18 protein-coding genes, 1 tRNA gene and 2 riboswitches are annotated in these 22,209 nt (G+C 64.6%); of the genes, 15 read left to right on the top strand and 4 right to left on the bottom strand.

What is annotated here, in order from left to right; translation table 11 throughout:
- Positions 1–50: 50 nt before the first annotated feature.
- From PTE31013_RS14490 to PTE31013_RS14465, 6 genes are all read left to right on the top strand, one after another.
- Positions 51–1,556, top strand: a complete 1,506-nt coding sequence (locus PTE31013_RS14490; RefSeq protein WP_150613495.1) for an amidase — start codon at positions 51–53, stop codon at positions 1,554–1,556.
- Between the two features lie 42 nt (positions 1,557–1,598).
- Positions 1,599–2,918: an MFS transporter gene (locus tag PTE31013_RS14485; protein ID WP_150613494.1), complete on the top strand. Its 1,320-nt coding sequence runs from the start codon at positions 1,599–1,601 to the stop codon at positions 2,916–2,918.
- Positions 2,919–3,075: 157 nt separating this feature from the next.
- Entirely contained in the window at positions 3,076–3,807 is a 732-nt protein-coding gene (locus tag PTE31013_RS14480) for an iron-containing redox enzyme family protein (RefSeq protein ID WP_150613493.1), read from the top strand.
- Between the two features lie 96 nt (positions 3,808–3,903).
- Positions 3,904–5,358 (top strand): aldehyde dehydrogenase family protein, encoded by a 1,455-nt coding sequence (locus PTE31013_RS14475; protein ID WP_150613492.1) that lies wholly within the window; start codon positions 3,904–3,906, stop codon positions 5,356–5,358.
- A gap of 42 nt (positions 5,359–5,400) precedes the next feature.
- Positions 5,401–5,880 (top strand): GlcG/HbpS family heme-binding protein, encoded by a 480-nt coding sequence (locus PTE31013_RS14470; RefSeq protein WP_150613491.1) that lies wholly within the window; start codon positions 5,401–5,403, stop codon positions 5,878–5,880.
- A gap of 14 nt (positions 5,881–5,894) precedes the next feature.
- Positions 5,895–6,923 carry a 2Fe-2S iron-sulfur cluster-binding protein gene (locus PTE31013_RS14465; protein ID WP_150613490.1) on the top strand — a complete coding sequence of 343 codons (1,029 nt, stop codon included), beginning with the start codon at positions 5,895–5,897 and terminating at the stop codon, positions 6,921–6,923.
- Between the two features lie 69 nt (positions 6,924–6,992).
- Here the strand turns inward: PTE31013_RS14465 and PTE31013_RS14460 are convergent, their stop codons facing one another.
- On the bottom strand, positions 6,993–7,922 hold the full coding sequence (locus tag PTE31013_RS14460; protein ID WP_150613489.1) for an ornithine cyclodeaminase family protein: 930 nt from the start codon (positions 7,920–7,922) through the stop codon (positions 6,993–6,995).
- Positions 7,923–8,156: 234 nt separating this feature from the next.
- Here PTE31013_RS14460 and PTE31013_RS14455 point away from each other — a divergent pair, with 234 nt between their 5' ends.
- From PTE31013_RS14455 to PTE31013_RS14440, 4 genes are all read left to right on the top strand, one after another.
- A complete protein-coding gene (locus PTE31013_RS14455) occupies positions 8,157–8,468 on the top strand; it encodes a 2Fe-2S iron-sulfur cluster-binding protein (RefSeq protein ID WP_150613488.1) in 312 nt (103 codons plus the stop codon).
- A gap of 355 nt (positions 8,469–8,823) precedes the next feature.
- Complete coding sequence (locus tag PTE31013_RS14450) at positions 8,824–9,102, top strand: 2Fe-2S iron-sulfur cluster-binding protein (protein WP_150613580.1); 279 nt, start codon at positions 8,824–8,826, stop codon at positions 9,100–9,102.
- The gene (locus PTE31013_RS14445) at positions 9,096–10,076 is read left to right on the top strand and encodes an alpha/beta hydrolase (RefSeq protein ID WP_246174575.1); all 981 of its coding nucleotides are present in this window, start codon (positions 9,096–9,098) and stop codon (positions 10,074–10,076) included. The genes PTE31013_RS14450 and PTE31013_RS14445 overlap by 7 nt, the downstream gene beginning before the upstream one ends.
- Before the next feature lie 205 nt (positions 10,077–10,281).
- Positions 10,282–10,914: a GntR family transcriptional regulator gene (locus PTE31013_RS14440; RefSeq protein WP_246174573.1), complete on the top strand. Its 633-nt coding sequence runs from the start codon at positions 10,282–10,284 to the stop codon at positions 10,912–10,914.
- A 222-nt stretch (positions 10,915–11,136) separates the two neighbouring features.
- Here the strand turns inward: PTE31013_RS14440 and PTE31013_RS14435 are convergent.
- Positions 11,137–11,212 (bottom strand) — tRNA-Arg (locus tag PTE31013_RS14435).
- A gap of 381 nt (positions 11,213–11,593) precedes the next feature.
- Between PTE31013_RS14435 and PTE31013_RS14430 the strand changes: the two genes are divergently transcribed.
- A complete protein-coding gene (locus PTE31013_RS14430) occupies positions 11,594–12,493 on the top strand; it encodes a c-type cytochrome (RefSeq protein WP_150613486.1) in 900 nt (299 codons plus the stop codon).
- A gap of 102 nt (positions 12,494–12,595) precedes the next feature.
- On the opposite strand, the gene PTE31013_RS14425 is transcribed toward PTE31013_RS14430, so the two are convergent.
- Together PTE31013_RS14425 and PTE31013_RS14420 are read right to left on the bottom strand one after the other, a co-directional pair.
- Positions 12,596–13,372 carry a metallophosphoesterase gene (locus PTE31013_RS14425; protein WP_150613485.1) on the bottom strand — a complete coding sequence of 259 codons (777 nt, stop codon included), beginning with the start codon at positions 13,370–13,372 and terminating at the stop codon, positions 12,596–12,598.
- A gap of 479 nt (positions 13,373–13,851) precedes the next feature.
- The gene (locus PTE31013_RS14420) at positions 13,852–15,957 is read right to left on the bottom strand and encodes a UvrD-helicase domain-containing protein (protein WP_150613484.1); all 2,106 of its coding nucleotides are present in this window, start codon (positions 15,955–15,957) and stop codon (positions 13,852–13,854) included.
- A gap of 298 nt (positions 15,958–16,255) precedes the next feature.
- On the opposite strand from PTE31013_RS14420, the gene PTE31013_RS14415 reads away from it, so the two are divergent.
- From PTE31013_RS14415 to gcvP, 4 genes are all read left to right on the top strand, one after another.
- The gene (locus PTE31013_RS14415) at positions 16,256–16,996 is read left to right on the top strand and encodes a hypothetical protein (protein WP_150613483.1); all 741 of its coding nucleotides are present in this window, start codon (positions 16,256–16,258) and stop codon (positions 16,994–16,996) included.
- Positions 16,997–17,118: 122 nt separating this feature from the next.
- Positions 17,119–17,215: riboswitch (glycine riboswitch) on the top strand.
- 8 nt (positions 17,216–17,223) lie between these two features.
- Positions 17,224–17,360: riboswitch (glycine riboswitch) on the top strand.
- 145 nt (positions 17,361–17,505) lie between these two features.
- Positions 17,506–18,612: a glycine cleavage system aminomethyltransferase GcvT gene (gene gcvT, locus PTE31013_RS14410; RefSeq protein ID WP_150613482.1), complete on the top strand. Its 1,107-nt coding sequence runs from the start codon at positions 17,506–17,508 to the stop codon at positions 18,610–18,612.
- 78 nt (positions 18,613–18,690) lie between these two features.
- The gene (gene gcvH, locus PTE31013_RS14405) at positions 18,691–19,074 is read left to right on the top strand and encodes a glycine cleavage system protein GcvH (RefSeq protein ID WP_150613481.1); all 384 of its coding nucleotides are present in this window, start codon (positions 18,691–18,693) and stop codon (positions 19,072–19,074) included.
- Between the two features lie 98 nt (positions 19,075–19,172).
- Complete coding sequence (gcvP, locus tag PTE31013_RS14400; protein ID WP_150613480.1) at positions 19,173–22,100, top strand: aminomethyl-transferring glycine dehydrogenase; 2,928 nt, start codon at positions 19,173–19,175, stop codon at positions 22,098–22,100.
- Positions 22,101–22,209 lie beyond the last annotated feature (109 nt).

The following is a 22,209-nucleotide window of genomic DNA, read 5'->3' as shown; positions in this document are numbered from 1 at the left end:
GAAAATTTGTTCATCGATGGTATACAGAATACTGAAATGGATTCTCCATCATGACAAATCCTGCAGTCGACTCGCTCGACGACGATATCGCGTCATGGCACTCGCCCGGCGCTCCGCAATGGCATTACGCCACGGTGACAGCGGGGAAGGAGGCGTTGCGGCGCCGTGAGGTCACGTCGGAGGCGCTCGTTGCCGCATGCGAAGCGGTCTGGCGGCGATCAAATCCGAAACTCAACGCGGTGGTGGTCAGCGACTTCGAGCGAGCATATGCCGTCGCGAGGCAGCGGGACACGGAGCTGCGCGCTGGCCTGGTCCGGGGGCCGTTGCATGGCGTCCCGTTCACGATCAAGGAGTCGTTCGACGTCAAGGGCTGGCCCACAACGGTCGGCGATCCGGCATTCACCGACAATATTGCGGCGCAACATGCAAGCGTCGTGCAACGGCTGACGGATGCCGGTGCGATCCTGCTCGGCAAAACCAACGTGCCGATCTACCTGCGCGACTGGCAGAGCTACAACGACGTCTACGGCACCACGCGCAATCCTCACGATTTGCGCCGCACGCCGGGCGGCTCGTCGGGCGGCAGCGCCGCCGCCGTCTCCACGGGCATGGCCTTTTTCGATGTCGGCTCCGACATCGGATCGTCGATTCGTAACCCCGCACACTACTGCGGCATCTTCTCGCACAAGAGCACGCACGGTCTCGTGCCCCTCGACGGCCATGGCCTGCCGGGCGGTGTGGCGTTTCCCGATATCAACGTTGCGGGTCCGCTGGCACGCAGCGCGTCCGACCTCGAAGTGGTGCTCTCCGCGATTGCCGGTCCGCCGGCAGAGGCGGCCTGCGCCGTGCGCTTCGAACTGCCACGCTGTCAGGCAACCGACCTGCGCCAGATTCGCTTCGGCATTTTGCCCAATCACCCGGTTGCCGACGTCGACGCCGAGGTGGAGCAGGCGATCGTGCACCTCGGGCAGGATCTTGAGCGCCGTGGTGCGCAGGTGCTCTGGAATGCCTGCCCATCGCTGGACGCCGCCGAACTGATGCGTGTGTATACGTTGATGCTGCGGGCATCGACGTGCGGCTATCTTGGCGACGACGCGTTCGAAGCCGCCGTGACGGCGGCCGGCCGGACATCGGCGGACGACATGCGTTATGCGTCGCTTCAGTACGTGGGGGCGGCCATGCGGCATCGCGACTGGCTTAGATTGCAGCCGCTACGAGAGCGTTTTGCGGCCGCGTGGCGCGAGTTGTTCGAGCGCGTTGACGTGCTGCTGTGCCCCGTGGCGGCCACGCCCGCGTTCGTGCTGGATGAGGAGGGCGCGCCCTGGCAACGCACGCTGGAGGTCAACGGGCGCGCGCAGCCCCTCACGACGCAACTTTTCTGGGCCGGGCATTCCGGCTTGTGCGGCTTGCCCTCGACCGTTGCGCCCGCGGGACGCACGGCACAAGGGCTGCCTGTGGGGGTGCAGATCGTGGCGCCGCTGTATCACGACCTGCGCTCGATCCATGTAGCCAGATTGCTTGAGGCCGCCGGCTACGCCTTTGCACCACCCGCCTGACCTTCCCAACGAAACCCACGACCCACCAAGGAGGACACCTTCATGTCCTGGCTCAGTTCACTATCGAGAAACGAGAAGCGCGCCTTTGCGGGCACGTTCATCGGCCATACGGTCGATGTCTACGACTTCATGATCTATTCCTTCCTCATCCCAGTACTGCTCACAACGTGGGGCATGAGCAAGGCAACTGCAGGCAGCATCGTCACCTATACGCTGATCGCCTCGCTGGTGGGTGCCATCGGTGCGGGCCTGCTGGCGGATCGCTATGGTCGCGTGCGCATCCTGCGCTGGACCATCGCGATCTTCGCGCTGGCGTGTTTTGGCTGCGGCCTGACCAATTCGCCGACGCAACTGGCCATCATGCGCGTCATCCAGGGCCTGGGCTTCGGCGGCGAATCGTCGCTGTGCATGGTGCTGGTCATGGAGACGATCCGCAATCCGGCCCACCGTGGCAAGTTCTCGGGCTTCACGGCAAGCAGCTATTCGTTCGGCTGGGCACTGGCGGCACTCGCTTACAGCGCGATCTTCAACTGGTTCCCGCCAGAGATGGCCTGGCGCGTGTGCCTGTTCATCGGCGTGGCGCCGGCCCTGATGGTGTTCTGGTTGCGCCGGAATCTGGAGGAGCCGGAGGCCTTTACTCGCACGATGGCCGAGCGCCGTCAGACCAGCCCGCTCAAGACGATCCGAAGCGTGTTCAGCGGCAGCCTTGCGGCTCGCACGCTCTGGTGCAGTCTGCTCTCGGGCGGCATGCTCGGCTCGTACTACGCGATCGCCACCTGGATGCCGACGTGGCTCAAGACCGAACGCGGACTGTCGGTGACGGGCACGGGCCTGTGGCTGGCCATCACCATCTGCGGCTCCATCGTGGGCTATGCCGTGGGGGCCTGGTCGACCGACAGGCTTGGCCGTCGCCCGACCTACATCCTGTTCGCCATCGGCGCGTTCGTGATGAGCATCGCTTACATGCTGATTCCGGCGCCAGTGCCCGTGATGATGGTGTTGGGCTTCCTGATGGGCGTGTTGATGCAGGGAACGTTCGCGGGTGTCGCGGCAACGATCTCGGAGACGTATCCCCATGAGATTCGCGCTACCGGCTATGGCGTGGCCTACAACGCAGGGCGCGTTATCGGCTCGGTATTTCCGTTTGTCGCCGGTTGGCTCGCCAGCGGTCACACGACGCTCACGGTCGCCATCCCCATCGTGGCTGCCGCCGGCTACGGACTCGTCATCATTGCGGCCATCATGCTGCCCGAGACCAACGGCATCAAGCTCGACGCCATCGAACCGGTGAACGCAAGCCACGACGATTCGCGCACCGTTCACGCCTCTGTGTCGGGTGCCATCGGCCGCGCTGCCGACTGATCTTTTCTCCGTTTTTGCGGGACGTCCCGCGCACACAAATTGTTGTATTGGCATTTCCGCCAAAACTGTATACAGTGTACCAAAATAACAGATCACCCCGCTTCTTCCCATCATGAAAGGGGGAGCGGGGGATCCACCTGAAACCAAGGAGCAAGACATGGCTGAACTGATGGACCGCGAAACCTTCCGCGCGGCACTCGAAGAAGCAATCAAGGGCAAGAGCGCGAACAAGGCACCGTTCAGCATCGCGTGGGCAAGCGGCAAGCTATCGCGGGCGCACCTCGCTCGCTGGGCGGAGAACCACTATCACTACGTGGGGCCGTTCGCCGATTACCTCGGCTATCTATACGCCCGTACGCCGGACCACATGACCGAGGCCAAGGACTTCCTGCTCGCGAACATGTACGAAGAGGAGATTGGCGGCGATCGTCACACGGACCTGTTGATCCGCTTTGCCGAGGCGTGCGGCACGACGCGCGAGCGGGTCGTCGACCCGGACAACATGTCGCCGACGACGCGCGGACTGCAAAGCTGGTGTTATGCGGTCGCCATGCGTGAAGACCCGGTGGTGGCGGTGGCCGGGCTGGTCGTCGGTCTGGAATCGCAAGTGCCGTCGATTTATCGCAAGCAGACGCCCACGCTGCGCGAAACGTACAAGTTCACCGATGAGGAAGTCGAGTTCTTCGATTTGCACATCGTCTCGGACGAGATTCATGGCGAGCGGGGTTACCAGATCGTGCTGGAGAACGCGAACACGCCTGAATTGCAGCAGCGTTGCCTGAAGATCTGCGAGATCGGTGCGCAGATGCGCCTGCTGTACACGACCGCGCTGTACTACGACTACGTCGAGAACGAGGTGCCGCTGCCCGAACTGGGATTGGCCGCCTGAACGACGCTCTGCCGTGCCGCCGCCCTCGACAGCAAGCCGCAAAACGCATCTCGCGGCGGCGCGGGTGTTGAAGACCTCTTGCAGGACGCAGCTTTCATGACGACCGTTCCGACATTCCTGAACTATATCGACGGCGAATGGTGCGCGAGCCTCACGGGCGCCACCTTCCAGAACCTGAACCCGGCCGACACGCGCGACGTCGTTGGCCATTTCCAGGCGTCGGGCGAAGCCGATGCGCAAGCTGCCGTGCGCGCGGCCGCCTCGGCATTCGCTTCCTGGAAGCGTCTGTCGGTGGGCGCTCGCGCCAAGGTACTGCTCGACGCCGCCGCCTATCTCGAGCGCCACGCCGAGCGCTTCGGCGAAGCGCTCACGCGCGAGGAGGGCAAGCAGAAGGCGCTTGCCAAAGACGAGTTCCTGCGCGCCGCGCAGACACTGCGCTACTACGCCATTGAGGCGCAATCGTACGGCGGCGAAACGTTTCCGAACGACGACAATGACATGACGGTATACACGGTGCGCGAACCGCTGGGTGTCGTTACCGTGATCTCGCCCTGGAATTTCCCTGTCTCGATCCCCGCGCGAAAGATCGCCCCGGCGCTCGTGTGCGGGAACACGGTAGTGTTCAAGCCGGCATCCGATGCGCCGCTGAGTGGATTGCGCCTGGCTGAAGCGTTCGTGGAGGCCGGCATCCCGAAGGGCGTGTTGAATTTCGTGACGGGCAACGCTTCGGCCGTCGGACCCACGCTGGTCGGTGCGCGCGAAGTACGGGCCATCTCCTTTACTGGCTCGACGTCGGCCGGCGAGCAGATTCATCGAGCTGCCTCGCTGTCCACCCGCACGCAGATGGAGCTAGGGGGCAAGAACCCGCTGATCGTGCTCGACGTCGGCGATATCGATCGCGCCGTTGATCTGACCATCAAGGGCGGCTTTTCCCTCACGGGGCAGGCATGTACCGGCACCAGCCGTGTGCTCGTCGCCCGCGCGATTCGCGCGACGTTCGTCGAGCGGCTCGCCGCCAGGACGGCGGCACTCAAGATTGGCAACGGCATGCAGCCGGGCATCGATATCGGACCGCTTGCGACAAAGAAACAGTGGCGAACGGTGCTCGACTACATTGCGATCGGCAAACAGGAGGCCACGCTGGTGTGCGGCGGCGAGCCACTCACGCATGACGTCTATGCCCACGGATATTTCGTCACCCCGGCGATCTTCGCAGACGTGCCGCGCGACGCGCGAATTGCACGAGAAGAGATCTTCGGCCCGGTCATCGCGGTGATCGACGTCGATGACTACGATGACGCCATCGCCGTGGCCAACGACAGCGACTACGGATTGGCCGCGTCGCTCGTCACGCAGGATGCCCGACTGATGCATCGGTTCGCGAGCGATATCGAAGCGGGCACCGTCAAGATCAACCGCACGACCACGGGCAATCTCGTCAACGCACCGTTCGGCGGACTCAAGCAGTCGAGTACCGCGACGTTCCGGGAGTCCGGACGCGACGGCCTCGAGTTCTATCTCCAGATCAAGACCGTGTATCGCGGTGTTTAACGCCAGCCTCGCACATCGCTTCGTCAACCTATTCGCTCTGCCATGAAACCCTTCTTCAAACTTGAACTTGCCGAAGCCCGCCACATGATCGCCGCGGCCATCGGGCGCTCGCAGGAAATCGGTGTCCTCGAATCCGTCTGCGTGGTCGACGAAGGCGGCTTCCCGCTCGCGCTCGAACGTATGGACGGCGGGCGCATCACCGGACCGCAGATTGCCTGGAACAAGGCATTTACGGCCGCCGGGCACAAGCGCTCGACGCATCTGTTCACCACGCCGCCGAATGGCCCGGCACTGCCCGGCAATGAAGCATTCGGTATTCAATGGAGCTTTGAGGGGCGCTTCGCGGCGTTTGTGGGAGGCTTCCCCATCGTGGTCGACAAGCAAGTGGTCGGCGGCATCGGCTTGTCGGGCGGCAACGGCGAACAAGATACGCAGGCCGGGCTGGCCGGGCTGGCGGCACTGCAGGCGCTGCTGCGCGAGAGCGGCCACGAAGTGCTCGTGCAACCCGACATCAAGCTTTGACGGAGACGTGCGCCGTGAGCTATCGCGTCACATGGATCGAGGCCCAGTGCAGCTTCGAGGCGACGTCCGACGAAACCGTCCTCGAGGCAGCCCGGCGCGCGGGTGTCGTGCTGCCGTCCGAGTGTGAGTTCGGCGGGTGCGGGACCTGCCGGGTCAGGCTTGCGCAGGGGCGGGTGCAATACGAGGACGTGCCGGACGCCCTTACGCAAGACGAGGTCGACGCGGGCTACGCACTGCTATGTCAGGCCCGCGCGTGCGCCGATCTGACGATCAGCACCGAACGATCGCTCGATGTGCCTGCATCGGCGCAGCGGCGTCAGGTGCGCGTCGTGCGCACGGAGCCGCTCGGGCCGGACGTCACGCGGCTGGTGCTCGCATCCAGCGAGAGAGCGCCCTGGGTATTCCGTCCCGGTCAGTATCTGAACGTGTTGCTCGGCGACACGGGGCCGCGCAGCTTCTCCATGGCGTGTTTGCCCGAAGCGGGTGACGGGCCTGGGGAAGTGGAGGTCCACGTCCGCCGCATCGAGGGCGGATACTTCACCCAGACGCGCTTGAGCACGCTACGGCCCGGCGACACGCTCGACGTGGAAGCGCCGCTAGGCGGGTTTGGGTATCACGAAGACGACTATCGGCCCATCGTGATGGTCGCCACCGGAACGGGCATCGCGCCGCTGCGCAGCATGCTGGCACAGATGCTGGCCAGCGGTGCGCCCCCCATCGACCTGTATTGGGGCGGACGCACGCAAGCAGCGCTCTACCTCCACGACGAACTGACTGCGCTCGCGAATCGGCACGAAGACTTTCGCTATGTCCCGGTGTTGTCACGACCGGACGACTGGTGGACAGGGGCGCGGGGTTACGTGCAGGATGCCGTGCTCGCCGATCATCCCGATCTTTCCGAGCACTCGGTGTATCTGTGCGGCTCCCCTGTGATGATTGCCGAAGCGAAACGGGCGTTCATCGCCAACGGGGCCAGCGTACGTTACTTGTATGCAGACAGCTTCACGTTCCAGCGCCCTGCGCCGGAAGCGGTGGCCGCCTGAGTCGATTGAAGCGAATGGAGGGGGGCGACGGGGCCGGGGACACGGTCTGCCCCGTCGTCGTTGGATGCGTCAGGCGCCCCGCTCGACGAATGTCTTGTAGGCGAGGGCAGCAAGCGTCACGTCCTGCAAACCGAAGCCGACGGCTTTGTAGACGACGATCTCGTCGTCACGTTGGCGTCCAGGCGTCAGGCCCTCAAGGACATCACCCAACTCGGCTACACCGCTCCAGTCCACCAGTCCTGGCGCAGCCAGCATCAGATCCCCCGCTTCTTCTCGCGCCTGTTCTCGCAATTCCACAACGATTCTGGCCGCGCGGGCGAGCGTGTTGTCGTCTATCTCTCGTGTGTGCGGCAGACTCGAACCGATGGCGGCGACAAATGCACCGGGCGAGAGCGCGTGGCCGTCGAAGAGCGGCGTGGTCGAGCGGGTGGCCGTGATGACGACTTCGGCACCGTCGAGTGCTTCGTCGGTCGACACGGCGCGGGCCATGACGCCTTGCGCACCATAGGTCGCATTCAGCAATGCCGCAAGCGCCGCATCTCCCTCGATCCCGACGATGTGCAACGTCTTGATATCGGTGAACTGCGCCAAGGCATGCGCGTGTGCCGCGCCCTGAACACCGGTCCCGAAAACGGCCGCCGTGCGTGCACCGCGACGCGCCAGCGCACGTACCGCGAGCATTGTGGTCGCTGCGGTGCGCAGTCGGGTGATGGCATTGGCGTCCAGCGTGGCAAGACAGGCGCCGTCAGAGGCGCGGAACAATACGATCACGAAATTGAATTGCCCTCGAAGGGTGGTGTAGACCTTGGCCCCGGCAACGTCGGCTCCGGGAAGCACCGCGCCGAGCGTGGAGAGTTTGGTGCCCTGTGCTTCGGTGCGCACACGGCGTTGCACTGCGGCGGCCCCGCGGGCCAGCTCACGAAAAGCGCTCTCCAGTGCGGGAATGGCTTGCGCGAAGCCGATCAGCTTGTCGATCTGTGCGTCGGTCAAATGGATCATCAGTCGAGGTCCGGTGCGTGGATAGAAATTTATGGTATACGGTATACTATTAATGAGAAATGCTCAAATGCCTTTACCGCACATGCCTTGTAAACCGCCAATCCATGATCGATCTACAACACTGGGATTGGCTTTATTTTTATATCGGTATACAGTATCCAAAAATGCGCTCCGCTATGGTGAGCCCCGCCGGCACGAGGCGCGCGGGAGAGGGTTTTGGTGATAGGAGGATGCATGCCAGTCGTCGTATTTCGCAGGAATGGGCAGACGTACCGGGACGAGGTAAAAGCCAATACCAACTTGGTTGTCCGGGCGGGTGTCAAGCAGTTCCCGTTCCCTCATTTGCGTTATGAGTGCGGCATGGGGAAGTGCGCGCGCTGCGCTTGCCGGGTGCTGTCGGGCAGCGAACATTTGCCTGCGCCGAACTGGAAAGAGAAGAAACAACTGGGCGATCGGCTCGACGCGGGCTTCCGTCTCGCCTGTCAGTTGTGGATCGAGCACGACATCGAACTGGCGCAGGACGACGAGACCCCGGCGGGGGTTTGATTGCCGCGCATTGCCAAGCAACGCGCAACGAGGAAAGCGAATGTACATCGTACTTACCAGCCGACCGGGTCAATACCGCAGCGAGCCGACCCCTGGCATCACGCCGGTCGAGACCCACGACTACTTCTATGGCGCGCGACACATCGCGGCATTTGTCGTCGCCCGACTCGACGGGCAGTCACGCGTGAAGATTGTCGACGAGACGGCCCCGAGCGGCGCAAATCTGGTGCCCACGAAGTGCTTCGAGAAGTACGAGAGCGTGCCTGAGGCTGTGGCTGCGCTCGAATCGCTCATTGGACGCGATCACGCACAAGCGCGGCTCAACCGCCGCAATCCGGAGACGCTGGCAAGTCATATGGTTCATATCACGTTCATCACGAATGGCGGGAAGACAGTCGAGGCACCGCCCAACAGCAACCTGCTGCGCGTCTCGCTTCGGGAAAAGGGCGGGATTCCGTTCAAATGCGGCGGTGGCCTGTGCGGCACGTGCCGTTGTCGCGTGGAGGTGGGGCTTGAGCATACCGATGACGTCAAGCAAAAGGAGCGGCGGCATCTGAGTCCCGAGGACCTTGCCAATGGTTACCGCATGGCCTGTCAGACGTTCATCAACGGCAACGTGAGCGTCTCATGGTAATCGCGCCCAACCACTCCGATCCCATGGCCGAGCCATTCTCCGCCTTGCCGGCCGGGCAGCGGCGGCGAATGCTCGATCTCGGTCCATGCTGGAACGACGACATCATTGCGCATCGACAGGCGGTCATCGACTGCTACACGCCGATTCTGGCCACGGCGCCCAAGAGTCCGCACGTCGAGCGGAATGTCGCATACGGCGAGCATGCGCGCCAGGTGATGGACATTTTTGAGCCCGTGGCGGCGCCCGGGGAGAGCGGGACAGCGCTGCGTGAGGCGGTCCTGTTCATTCATGGTGGCGCCTTCGTGCGGGGCAACAAGAGCGTGAATGGCGAGGTATACGACAATGTCTGCCATTGGTTCGCCCGGCAGGGCAAGGTGGCGATCAATGTCGAGTACCGGCTGGCCGACGAGGCGCCTTGGCCGGGCGGCGCGCAGGATGTCGCGCAAGCCATCGCTTGGGTGCATGCCGAAGCGGCGCGGTTGCGAATCGATCCATCGCGCATCTTCCTGATCGGTCACTCGGCGGGCGGCACGCATGCCGCGAGTTGCCTTTTCGATCCGGCATTGACCGGATCGTCCCCCGGGCTGAGCGAGAAGGTCGCGGGGCTGGTATTGGTCAGTGCGCGTCTGTTCGCTGATGCCAGTCCGCGCAATCCGAACGCGGGTCCCGTGCGGGCGTACTTCGGCACCGATGAAAGCCGTTATGCCGAGCGGTCGCCGCTGACGCACGGTGCGCGAAATACCGTACCGACGATGATCGCCATCGCCGAATACGAGAACCGGTTTCTCGACGACTACGGCGCTGCGTTTTTCCAGACGCTGCTGCGCGCGCGAGGCGTGGCGCCGCGATTCGTTCAGATGCGCTGCCACAATCACACGTCGATCGTCGCGCATTTCAACTCGGGCGAGGCATGGCTCGGGCGGGAGATGCTCGCGTTCATCGCATCTGCGCCCAATGCGCCGCATAGCCCTTGAGCGGGGCAGGCCGTTGACCCTGCGCAACGATAACGTCTCCAGGTTCGTGTACAGTCTACAAAAAGCCGTCGCTGCTATAAAATGCGGCGGTCATTGAGGTGTCGTGGAACGGGGGAATGCTTGTTCACTGGCGCAGAACGGTCGGTTTGTGGAGATTGGAATTATGGTGCGGGGAGCCACAGGGGCAAACGGTCGCGAGCCGATCATGCACCAGCAGTTGTCGGATCTGGTGATTGCCCGCTTGCGCGAGTCCATCACTTCGGGGGCCTACAGGCCCGGCGACCGCCTGGTCGAGGGCCGGATCGCACAGGAGCTCGATGTGTCGCGGGTGCCGGTGCGCGAAGCGCTGCGGGCGCTGGCGGTTGAGGGACTGGTGGAAGTTCGCCCCCGGCACGGTGCGGTTGTCGCATCGTTCGATCCGGCGTCGGCGCGCGAATTGGTACAGATTCGGGCCACGCTCGAAGGGCTGAATGCGCGTCTTGCCGCTGAGCACTGCACGCCCGAGCTCGTCAAGCGCATCGAGAAAGTGCTGCAGGCGGGCAACGCCAAGGTCGTCGCTGGCGAGACCTCTGGCTTGCTCGAGCTGAACGCGCAATTCCATGACTTGCTCTACGCCGCAGGCGCCAACGCCATGCTCGCCGAGTTGATGCGCTCGATGCGCGACCGCTCGCGCATGCTGTTCGTGAATGCCAGTGACGAAGAAGTGCGCGTCACGTGGGAAGAGCACGCCGCCATCCTGCGCGCCGTGCAGTCCGGCGACGCGGCATTTGCCGCGCTGCTCGCCGAGCGTCACGTCACACGCGCGGCTCAGTACTATCTCGATAACATCGCGCGTTGATCTGCTAGCGCTCGCTCGAGTCCCCACATACTCGAGGGAAATTCTGGCTGTGGTCGATTGGATACCGCACGCCTTGCGCCTACGAGGTGATGTAAAAGACAGCGTGAGTTGCCGTACGTGGTATCGAGGCAGGGTCAGCTTGACGATGCCGACGCTGCGCCCGTCCAGAATCTGGTGCCCTGTGCAGTGCCTTCGGACATTCCCGTAGGTGCGTGTGCTTATTGGTGCGCCCGACTGGAATCGAACCAGTGACCCTCGGCTTCGGAGGCCGATACTCTATCCCCTGAGCTACGGGCGCTATGCTGACCACCGGTGAAGAAGGCGCGAACGCGCGACCGGTAGGCAAAGAGGTAGAAGCATAGCGGTTTTGCCGCGCGCCGTCCATGCCCCGTGCATTACCTTGCCCCACAATGCGGCGATTCGCTGCCAAGTGCGACTCGCGCGCGGTTTTGCTGTGAGTGCAATGCCCCCGCACTTTGCGCACGAAGCACGCGAAACACTGCTTTGCCTTTCGCGTAAGCTAGGGAAAACACGGGACTTTTGCGGCGTCTGCGCACCGCCTTGGCGTGTCATCGGTCAAGGGTTTGTTGCTACAATGGCTCGATATTTTGACCGGATGGCGCCAGCCGTCCGGGGTGATGCACTCGGTTTCCACAAAAATACTATTGAGAGATCCCGCATGAGTGAAGCACATAACGAGCATGAGTCTCCGATCAAAACACCCAAGCAGCTCATCGCCGCCGTCGTTGCGGGTTTCGTGGTTCCGGTCGTCATCATCGTCCTGCTGGTCAATTATGTGGGTAACAACGCGCTGACCGGCGCCGGTAGCTCCGCCATGACCGAACAGGCCATCGCCGAGCGCATCGCTCCCGTGGCCAAGGTCGAAATCAAGGACGCCAACGCACCACGCGTCTATCAGACCGGCGAGCAACTCTACAAGGCCGTGTGTGCCGCCTGCCACGCCTCGGGCGCGGCAGGGGCGCCGAAGGTCGGCACCGCCGACTGGGCCCCGCGCATCGCACAGGGCTACGACGGCATGCTCAAGATCGCCCTCGCCGGAAAAGGCGCCATGCCCCCGCGCGGCGGCACCAGCCCCGATGACGTGACGGACTACGAAATCGGCCGGGCCATCGTCTACATGGCCAACGCGTCCGGTGGCAAGCTCCAGGAACCCGCAGCCCCGGCACAGCCAGCGTCGGGCGCTGCGGCGGCCGCCCCGGCATCGGGGGCACCCGTCGCTGCCTCGGGCGCAGACGCCAGTGCCGCCGCTGCCGCTGCGGCCGCCATGGCCTCGCTCAAGACCGCCGCCCCGGCCGCCGCGAGCGCGGGCAGCAATCTCGAAGCCGGCAAGAAGCTCTACAACACCGTTTGCATGGCCTGCCACGCAAGCGGCGTGATGAACGCGCCGAAGTTCGGCGACAAGGCGGCGTGGGCGCCGCGCATCGCCACCGGCATCGACACACTGCACAACGCCGCGCTCAAGGGCCTGAACGCCATGCCGCCGAAGGGCGGTGCCGCCAACGCGTCGGACGACGACGTCAAGGCCGCCGTCGACTATATGGTGAGCGCGGCCAAGTAAGCCCCCAAGCGCCATGCCTGGCGCCTATCGCCTGCGCCCAAAAAGAATCCCCGCTTCGGCGGGGATTCTTGTCTCCGGCGTCCGGCGACGTGCGGCGTCGTATTACACGCGCACCGTCAGCGTCGGATCGAACGCCGCGTTCTCGACGCGTCCCTCGAAACAATAGCCGCGCGGATTGCACAGCACCCGGGTATGACCGACGCGGTAGTCAAACGAATCGTGCGTATGGCCGTGAATCCACAGTGCCGCCTCGGAGGATTCGACGAATGAGGTCAAATCCGAAATGAAGGCCGGATTGACGAGCGACCCCGAAAAGCGGGGATGGATGCTCTGCGGCGTTGGCGCGTGATGCGTGACCACGACGGTGGGGCCGTCGTGCGGTGCGGCGAGCGCGCGCGCGAGCCAGGCGACGTTTTCACGGCACAGCGCCGCGCAGTCGTCCGGCGAGAAACATGGCAGATCCGTCCACGGCACCGCCGGATCGCCCACGCGAATCCGTGTGAAGTCGCGTACGAATTTGAGCGACTCCTCCACGACGGCATCATGCTTGCCGTCGGCATCGTACAACGCGAAGTCCGTCCATAACGTCGTGCCGACGAATCGCACGCCGCCAATGACCACCGAGCCGCGCTCGAGCAGATGGACGTCGGTGCCCGCAGTGAGGTGCCGCAATTCGGCCAGCGTGCCCGCCAGCGTCGCGCCGTAGAACTCGTGATTTCCGGGAACGTAGATGACGGGGCGCCCCAGCGCCTTCGCCCACTCGATGGCTTGCGCCGGCCGGCTGATGTCGCCGGCAAGAATCGTGATGTCGGCTTCCACCTCGGGTGCGGCCAACGGCGCCACGGACAAATGCAGGTCAGACAGGATATGCAGTCTCACGCACCAGCTCCACAAAGTCTTGGGATCGGTGCCGCACACGCGCCGCCGCCGTGTGCGCCAGACGCGTCACGTGAGCGCAGGCGGTGTGGGCATTGGGTCGAAATCAACGCAATTCACGTCTTGTTTCGCCCGTTTTTTACCGACTATCGCCCGCGTCGTGTCGATGGTCAAGATATCTTTGTCAACGACAGGATGCGCTTCTATAGTGAAACTTCACCTGACGAGTGGAGGCGAGCCTATGCGGAAACTGTTGGTTGCTGTTCTGCTTTGTTTGACCGGTCTGGTTGGGATGGTCGTGGTGTCGAGTCCGGCAGCCGCTTGTGATCAGACGTCTTCGGGTAGTGGCAAATAGCAGCAAGCATTGACTTCACGGTACGCCGTGCCGCCGCCGACAGCCCCGGTACGATGTCGCCGTTCCTCAAGCCAGCCCCCGCTTGCGGGGGCTACTCATGTGTGGTGCGTGCCCGGCGGGCGTCGAGTCACGCGCCTGACGACGACGGTGTCTTGTTCGCACCGCCCGCGAGCATGGCCTTGAGGCTGGCGAGCCGATCCTTCGGCGACATGGGCGCGTCTTCGGGCGGCGGGGGCGGCGCTTCGTCGAGTTGCATCTCGGGCACGAACCGCGAGACTTCGCACGAGTAGGTCTCGCGCGCACGCTTGCGTTTCTTGCACCACGACAGTTGCAGCGAGCGCTGCGCACGTGTGATGCCGACATACATCAGCCGGCGCTCCTCCTCGATCTTCTCGGCGGTGACTTCGTCATCCTCGCGAAGGTGCGGCAGGATGCCTTCTTCCACGCCGACGAGAAACACGTGGGGATACTCCAGCCCCTTCGAGGCATGCAGCGTCGACAGGCGTACGGCATCCGGATCGTCGCCATCGCGGCCTTCGAGCATCGACATCAGCGCGATGGTCTGGGTGAGTTCCATCAGGCTCTTGCCATCGTCGTCGAGCCCATCGGCGTTGTCGAGGCCGGTGGTTTGCGCCTCGTCGCCGCGCGTGCCCTTGCGCTTCATCCATTCGAGGAATTCGAGCACGGTCGTCCAGCGCGATTGCGCCTGACGCTCGTCGAACGTGTCGTACAGATACGCCTCGTAGTGAATCCCTTCCATCAGGTCGTCGATGACCTCGTTGGCCGGGTCGCGCGACGCGCGCGCTGCAATGCGCTGGATGAAGTCGCAAAACGCGCGCAGCGGTTCGAGCTGACGCGGTTGCAGCCGCGCTTCGACCGCGCCCATGTAGACGCCCTCGAACAGCGACACCTTGGCCTGTCCAGCGAAGCTGCCGAGCACTTCGAGCGTGGTGCTGCCCACCCCGCGGCGCGGCGTGGTCACGGCACGGATGAAGGCCGGGTCGTCGTCGGGGTTGGCCAGCAGCCGCAGGTAGGCGCACAGATCCTTGATTTCCGCCTTGTCGAAGAACGACTGGCCGCCCGAGAGCACGTAGGGAATCCGCTCACGTCGCAGCACCTGTTCGAAGATGCGCGCCTGATGGTTGCCGCGATACAGGATGGCGTAGTCGCGAAACTCCGCGCGCCGCTCGAACTTGTGCGCCGACAGGCGAAACACGACCGACTCGGCTTCGTGCTCTTCGTCATTCATCGCCGTGACCGTGATCGGGTCGCCCAGGCCGTGTTCGCTCCACAGCTTCTTCTCGAAGAGTTTCGGATTCTTCGCGATGACGTTGTTCGCTGCCGTCAGAATGCGTGACGTCGACCGGTAGTTCTGCTCCAGCTTGATGACCTTGAGCGTCGGGAAGTCGACTTGCAGTTGCTTGAGGTTCTCGAGCGTGGCGCCGCGCCAGCCGTAGATCGCCTGATCGTCGTCGCCCACCGCCGTGAACGCCGCACGCGGACCCGCGAGCAGCTTGAGCAGCAGGTATTGGCAGGTGTTGGTGTCCTGGTACTCGTCGATGAGCAGGTAGCGCAGCTTGTTCTGCCAACGCTCGCGCACGTCCTCGTCGCGCTCGAAGAGCTGGGCGGGCAGCCGGATCAGGTCGTCGAAATCGACCGCCTGGTAGGCCTGCAACGTGGCCATGTAATTGCGATAGACGAGGGCGGCCTGGTGCTCGTCGGCCGTCTCGGCGGCGGCCAGCGCCGTCTCGGGCGTGACGAGCCCGTTCTTCCAGAGCGAGATGGCGGTCTGCACGCCGCGAATCATGGCCTTGTCGGTCGTGCCCAGTTGCTCCTGGATCAGGCCGAAGCAGTCGTCGGCGTCGAGAATCGAGAACTGCGGCTTCAGCCCGACGTTCTCGGCTTCACGCCGCAGGATCTGCACGCCCAGCGAGTGGAACGTACAAATCGTGAGCTGGTTGACCGGTACCTTGCGGCCTTGCTTGCCCGGCGTGGTGAGCAACTTGCCTTCGAGCTGCTTGGCCACGCGTTCGCGCATTTCGGCGGCGGCCTTGTTCGTGAAGGTGACGGCTGCGATGTGCTTCGGCTCGAAGCCCTTCGTCTCGATCAGCCACGCGATCTTTTGCGTGATGACGCGCGTCTTGCCACTGCCCGCGCCGGCCAGCACGAGGCATGGGCCGTCGAAATAACGCGTGGCTTCGTTCTGGGCAGGATTGAGCGGGAAGGAGGACATGGCGTGATGCGAAGGGGGAGACGACGGGGGGCCGGTGAGGGCGCGTGCACGGCGATGCGATGCATGGGCAGGCGGTGGGCAAGTCTATCACGCGGGAGGCGCCCCGCCGCGCGCCCGACAGGCACGGTGCGCGGGGCAACTGTGGGGCCGGCGCGACGCCGCAGGCTGGCGTCGACGTGGACCCGATGCCTATAATGAAAAACATTGCCATCGTGGTGAGATCGCCGTGCAATGTCCAACCTGTGGGACGAACAATGCGCCGCGTGCGCGGCGCTGTGAGCAGTGCGGTGCGAGACTCGTGGATGCCGAACCCGCCGGCTGGGTCACCGGTGCGCTCGTGCTCGGCACGGCGGTGTTCGCCAGCATCGCCTTGCTCGGCATCTGGTGGAATCTGCGCGCCCCGTATGTCGACCCCACGCCCAGGCCGCCCGACGGGCTGACCATCACCCCTTTCAATGCCGGTAACAACACACCGACCGCCGTCGCTTCGGGCGACATGGCGGCGGCGGACGCCGGCCGTGCGCCCAACGATGCGTCTGCCGCACTGGCGCGGGCGCAGGCCTTGGCAGCGGCGGACGCGGCCGCGTCCGGTGCGGCCGCAGACGTCGCGTCGGCCGGCCAGCCGGCACCGCTCACCGCTTCGGCGGCCACCGCCGCACTGACCGCCGCCGCCACGGCGCCGACGCCGCCCGCTGCCAGCAACGCCGCGCAGGACGACATGATGCGACTGCTCGGCCGCCGCGCGTCCGGCGGCACGACCGGCAATGCTGTGCCTCCGGCGGCCAATGCCGATCTTCCCGCGCATTTCGACAACAACGACATTGGCCAGATCGCCGCCGAAGCCCAGCCGCGGGCGGCATCGGCGGCATCGGGGGCGCCACCGTCGGCGGCCGGTGCCGTGGCGGCGGCGCTGGCGCAGTGCGCCCGTTATCGCTGGTACGAGGTCATACCGAAGCAGCGCTGTCTCTGGGCCGTGTGCAACGGACGCTGGGGGAAGGACGGTTGTCCTGCCGGCACGAACCCGGGCGAGGTGCGTTGAATCGTCAACGCGATCGGCGCGATCAAAAAGGCGCCCGTGACCGTCCGGCGGTGTTTGACGCGGTTTCGCGCTCAGGAAACCTGTGTCAAATTGACAGCCTTCGCCTTTCGCCGTAAAGTGCGCGAGCGTGGTCGGGAGAGCGCACCGGGAAGCACATGCCGGGGCCGCCGAAGGGGTAATACCCACAAACTCTCAGGCATCAAGGACCGTCCGCGCCGAAGGCATCGCCTTCGATCTCTGGAGAGCGGTTGCAGCGTGCGCGGCACGCGGGCAGCCCACCGAAGGGGCCGGCACGAGCGGCATGGCGCACAGCGCGCCGCACGCACCGGGCAATCTCTCAGGTACCAAGGACAGAGGGGTCATCTCGCCAACTGGCATTGCGCCGGGTTCGTGCACACGCACGCACCGGACGCGGAAAGTGCCGGTCGTCGAGATGACCCCTTTTTGCATTTTCGGGCGACGTTTTCCGAAATGCCCGACCCTTGACGCCTTGATGCCCTGACGCTCCGATGACCGAACTCAAACGCACTCCGCTCAACGATACGCACCGCGCCGCGGGCGCCCGCATGGTCGATTTCGGCGGCTGGGACATGCCAGTGAACTACGGTTCCCAGATCGAAGAGCACAACGCCGTGCGCAGCGACGCCGGCATGTTCGACGTCTCGCACATGTGCGTGGTCGATCTGCATGGCCCGAGCTGCCGCGAATTCCTGCGCTACGCCGTCGCCAACAACGTCGACAAGCTGCAAACCCCGGGCAAGGCGCTCTATACCTGCATGCTCAACCCGAGCGGCGGCGTGATCGACGACCTCATCATCTATTTCATCGCCGAAGACTGGTTCCGTGTGGTGGTCAACGCCGGCACGGCCGACAAGGATCTCGCCTGGATCGGCCAGCTCAACGCCCATGGCGATTACAGCCTGACGATCATTCCGCGCCGCGATCTGTCGATCGTCGCGGTCCAGGGCCCGAACGCCCGCGCCAAGGTGTGGCAGGCGGTGCCGGGCAGCCAGGCCGCGAGCGAAGCCCTCAAGCCGTTCAATGCCGCCTTCGCCAAGGACACGGCATTCGGCGAACTGATGATCGCGCGCACCGGCTACACCGGCGAAGACGGCTTCGAAGTGATCGTGAACGCCGATCACGTGGCCGCGTTGTGGAACGCGCTGGTCGCGGTGGGCGTGCGTCCGGCGGGGCTTGGCGCGCGTGACACGCTGCGCCTGGAAGCCGGCATGAACCTGTATGGCCAGGACATGGACGACGACGTGTCGCCGCTTGACGCTGGCCTGGGCTGGACCGTCGAGAAGGAGAGCGACCGCACGTTCGTCGGCAAGGATTCACTGCTCTCGCGCGGCCAGACGTGGCGCTTCGCGGGCCTCGTACTCGACGGCAAAGGCGGCGTGCTGCGCGCGCATCAGGTCGTGGTGACCGAGGCGGGCGACGGCGAGATCACCAGCGGCACGTTCAGCCCGAGCCTGCAGCAATCGATCGCTTTTGCCCGTCTGCCGAAGGACGTGCCTGATGGTGCGACCGTCCATGTGCAAATTCGTGACAAGCAATTGCCCGCACGTGTGGTCAAATTGCCATTCGTGCGTCACGGCAAGGCCGTGGTGGCCTGAGCAACATTGGCGCCACGGTGCGGCGACACGAATTACCGATAACCGAATACCTCAAACACTGAATCCCGGAGCGTCAACATGGCGAATATCCCCGATAACCTGAAGTACACCGAGTCCGACGAATGGGCCCGCCTCGAAGCCGACGGCACCGTGACCGTGGGCATTACCGATTTCGCGCAGGAATCCCTGGGCGACATCGTGTTCGTCGAACTGCCGGACACCGGCCGTACCGTGGCGGCCGACGAGGCCTCGGCAGTGATCGAATCGGTCAAGGCAGCGGCCGACGTGCACTCGCCGGTGAGCGGCGAGATCCTCGAGACCAACACCGAAGTGTCCGGCTCGCCCGACCTGGTCAACACCGACGCCTACGGCAACTGGCTGTACCGTGTGAAGCCGTCGAACACGGCCGAGCTGGACAAGCTGCTGAGCGCTGAACAATACGCCAAGAAAATCGGCGGCTGACGCCCCCGGACGATGCCGTGAGACCTTCGGCTCTCGCAGCATCGTCCCGGCCGCCACCCCCGCCGTCACTTGCCGTGATCGAACGAGAGATTTGACCCATGAATGCCTTGACTGACCTGCAAGCGCCGCGCCGCGCGCTCTCCGAGCTTGAGCAGCGCGATAACTTCTCCGCGCGCCACATCGGCCCGGATACCCCCGAACAACAAGCGATGCTCGCCGAGCTGGGCTACGCGTCGCGTGCCGCATTGATCGACGCCGTGGTGCCCGCGTCGATTCGTCGCGACGGCGCGCGTTTCGCCACGTCGCTCGGCCCGTTCGCGGCCCCGCAAACCGAATCGCAGGCGCTGGCGCAACTGCGCGCGCTCGCCAGCCAGAACCAGGTGTTCAAGTCGTTCATCGGCCAGGGCTATTCCAACACCTTCACGCCGGGCGTGATCCTGCGCAACGTGCTGGAAAATCCGGCCTGGTACACGGCCTATACGCCGTATCAGCCGGAAATCTCGCAAGGCCGTCTCGAAGCGCTGCTCAACTACCAGCAGATGATCATCGACATGACGGGGTTGGCGATCGCCAATGCGTCGATGCTCGACGAAGCCACGGCGGCCGCCGAGGCGATGACGCTGGTCAAGCGCACCGGCAAGTCGAAGTCGAACACGTTCTTCGTGGCCGACGACGTGCTGCCGCAGACCATTGAAGTGGTGCAAACGCGCGCCAGGCCGCTGGGCATCGAAGTGCAGGTCGGCCCAGTGGCCGCCGCCGCCGATGTCGATGCCTTCGGCGTGCTCGTGCAATACCCGGGCGTGGGTGGTGACGTGCGCGATTACCGCGCACTGGCCGATGCGATCCACGCCAAGGGCGGCATGCTGATCGCCGCCGCCGATCTGCTCTCGCTCACGCTGCTCACGCCGCCGGGCGAGTGGGGCGCGGACGTGGCGGTCGGCAACAGCCAGCGCTTCGGCGTGCCGATGGGCTTCGGTGGCCCGCACGCCGCTTACCTGGCCACGCGCGACGAGCTCAAGCGCTCGATGCCGGGTCGTCTGGTCGGCGTGTCGGTCGATACGCAAGGCAAGCCGGCGCTGCGTCTGGCGCTGCAAACGCGCGAACAGCATATTCGCCGCGAGAAGGCGACGTCGAATATCTGTACCGCGCAGGCGCTGCTCGCCATCATGGCCAGCATGTACGCCGCGTACCACGGCCCGCAGGGGCTGCGCACCATCGCCGAGCGCACGCATCGTCTGACGGCCGTGCTGGCCGCCGGCCTCGCCGCACTGGGCGCCGCGCCGCGCAACGCCACGTTCTTCGACACGCTGACCGTGCCCGTGGCAGGCCGTGCCGATGCGGTGCACACGGTTGCCGCCGCACGCCGATTCAACCTGCGTCGCGAAGACGCCGACACCCTTGGCATCTCGCTCGACGAGACGAGCACGCGCGACGACGTGATTGCGCTGTGGGAAGTGGTGGCCGAGGGCTTGGGCAAGAGCGCCGTCTCGCTGGACTTCGACACCATAGAGACCACCGTCTCGAACGGTTACCCGGTGGCACTGGCGCGTCAAAGCGCCTATCTCACGCACCCGGTGTTCAACCGCTATCACTCCGAACACGAAATGCTGCGCTACCTGCGCAGCCTGTCCGACAAGGATCTGGCGCTCGATCGCACGATGATCCCGCTCGGCTCGTGCACGATGAAGCTCAACGCCACCTCGGAAATGCTGCCGGTGACGTGGCCGGAATTCGGACAGATTCACCCGTTCGCGCCGACGGAACAAACGGTCGGCTACCGCGCGATGATCGACCAGCTCGAGCAGATGCTCGTGGCCGCGACCGGCTACGCCGCCGTCTCGCTGCAACCGAACGCCGGCTCGCAGGGCGAGTATACCGGTCTGCTCATCATTCACGCATATCACGCCTCGCGCGGCGAAGCGCATCGCGACATCTGCCTGATCCCCGCGTCGGCGCACGGCACGAACCCGGCATCGGCCCAGATGGCCGGCATGCAGGTCGTGGTGGTGGCTTGCGACGCCAACGGCAACGTCGATCTGGCCGATCTGCAGGCGAAGGCCGAGCAGCATCGCGAGCGTCTGGCCGCGATCATGATGACGTACCCGTCCACGCACGGCGTGTTCGAAGCCGGTGCGCGCCAGATCTGCGAGATCGTGCACGCGAACGGCGGTCAGGTGTATGTCGACGGCGCAAACATGAACGCCATGGTCGGCCTGTGCGCACCCGGCGAATTCGGTGGCGACGTCTCGCATTTGAATCTGCACAAGACGTTCTGCATTCCGCACGGCGGCGGCGGCCCGGGCGTGGGCCCGGTCGCGGTGGGTGCCCATCTGGCGCAGTTCCTGCCGAACCAGCACTCGACGGGCTACTCGCGCGATGCCAACGGCATCAGCGCCGTGTCGGCCGCACCGTACGGCTCGGCGTCGATTCTGCCGATCTCGTGGATGTACGTTGCCATGATGGGCGCGCAGGGCCTGACGGCCGCCACCGAGATGGCTATCCTGAACGCGAACTACGTCGCGAAGAAGCTCGCGCCGCACTATCCTGTGCTGTACAGCGGCCCGGGCGGACTGATCGCGCACGAGTGCATTCTGGACCTGCGTCCGCTCAAGGACACCAGCGGCATCACCGTAGACGACGTGGCGAAGCGCCTGATGGACTTCGGCTTCCACGCCCCGACGATGAGCTTCCCGGTGCCGGGTACGCTGATGGTCGAGCCGACGGAATCGGAATCGAAGCACGAACTCGACCGCTTCATCGAGGCGATGATCGCAATTCGCGAGGAAATCCGTGCCGTGGAGGAGGGTCGTGCCGATCGCGAGGACAACCCGCTCAAGCACGCACCGCACACGGCGGATGTGGTGACGGCGGACGAATGGCCGCACGCTTATGCCCGCAGTCAGGCCGCGTACCCGGTGAAGTCGCTGCGCGAGCGCAAGTACTGGCCGCCGGTGGGACGTGCCGATAACGTCTACGGCGACCGGAACCTGTTCTGCGCCTGCGTGCCGATGAGCGACTACGAATAAGCGTCGCGAAAGCTTGGCAAACAGGGGCTGGCAGAATCATTGCCGGCCCCTTTTTGTCTCTATGGATGTCCCGCGAATGCGCCGGTCGGGTGGCATTCGTCGTGTCACC

The sequence above is a fragment of the Pandoraea terrigena genome (assembly GCF_902459705.1).
GTDB lineage: Bacteria > Pseudomonadota > Gammaproteobacteria > Burkholderiales > Burkholderiaceae > Pandoraea > Pandoraea terrigena.
This window is presented reverse-complemented; position numbering and strand designations above follow the sequence as displayed.

Bases quoted from the DNA above. Each gene is read 5' to 3' on its own strand.
- PTE31013_RS14490 (WP_150613495.1), top strand. From the start codon at position 51: ATGACAAATCCTGCAGTCGACTCGCTCGACGACGATATCGCGTCATGG.
- PTE31013_RS14485 (WP_150613494.1), top strand. From the start codon at position 1,599: ATGTCCTGGCTCAGTTCACTATCGAGAAACGAGAAGCGCGCCTTTGCG.
- PTE31013_RS14480 (WP_150613493.1), top strand. From the start codon at position 3,076: ATGGCTGAACTGATGGACCGCGAAACCTTCCGCGCGGCACTCGAAGAA.
- PTE31013_RS14475 (WP_150613492.1), top strand. From the start codon at position 3,904: ATGACGACCGTTCCGACATTCCTGAACTATATCGACGGCGAATGGTGC.
- PTE31013_RS14470 (WP_150613491.1), top strand. From the start codon at position 5,401: ATGAAACCCTTCTTCAAACTTGAACTTGCCGAAGCCCGCCACATGATC.
- PTE31013_RS14460 (WP_150613489.1), bottom strand. From the start codon at position 7,922: ATGATCCATTTGACCGACGCACAGATCGACAAGCTGATCGGCTTCGCG.
- PTE31013_RS14455 (WP_150613488.1), top strand. From the start codon at position 8,157: ATGCCAGTCGTCGTATTTCGCAGGAATGGGCAGACGTACCGGGACGAG.
- PTE31013_RS14450 (WP_150613580.1), top strand. From the start codon at position 8,824: ATGGTTCATATCACGTTCATCACGAATGGCGGGAAGACAGTCGAGGCA.
- PTE31013_RS14445 (WP_246174575.1), top strand. From the start codon at position 9,096: ATGGTAATCGCGCCCAACCACTCCGATCCCATGGCCGAGCCATTCTCC.
- PTE31013_RS14440 (WP_246174573.1), top strand. From the start codon at position 10,282: ATGCACCAGCAGTTGTCGGATCTGGTGATTGCCCGCTTGCGCGAGTCC.
- PTE31013_RS14430 (WP_150613486.1), top strand. From the start codon at position 11,594: ATGAGTGAAGCACATAACGAGCATGAGTCTCCGATCAAAACACCCAAG.
- PTE31013_RS14420 (WP_150613484.1), bottom strand. From the start codon at position 15,957: ATGTCCTCCTTCCCGCTCAATCCTGCCCAGAACGAAGCCACGCGTTAT.
- gcvT (WP_150613482.1), top strand. From the start codon at position 17,506: ATGACCGAACTCAAACGCACTCCGCTCAACGATACGCACCGCGCCGCG.
- gcvH (WP_150613481.1), top strand. From the start codon at position 18,691: ATGGCGAATATCCCCGATAACCTGAAGTACACCGAGTCCGACGAATGG.
- gcvP (WP_150613480.1), top strand. From the start codon at position 19,173: ATGAATGCCTTGACTGACCTGCAAGCGCCGCGCCGCGCGCTCTCCGAG.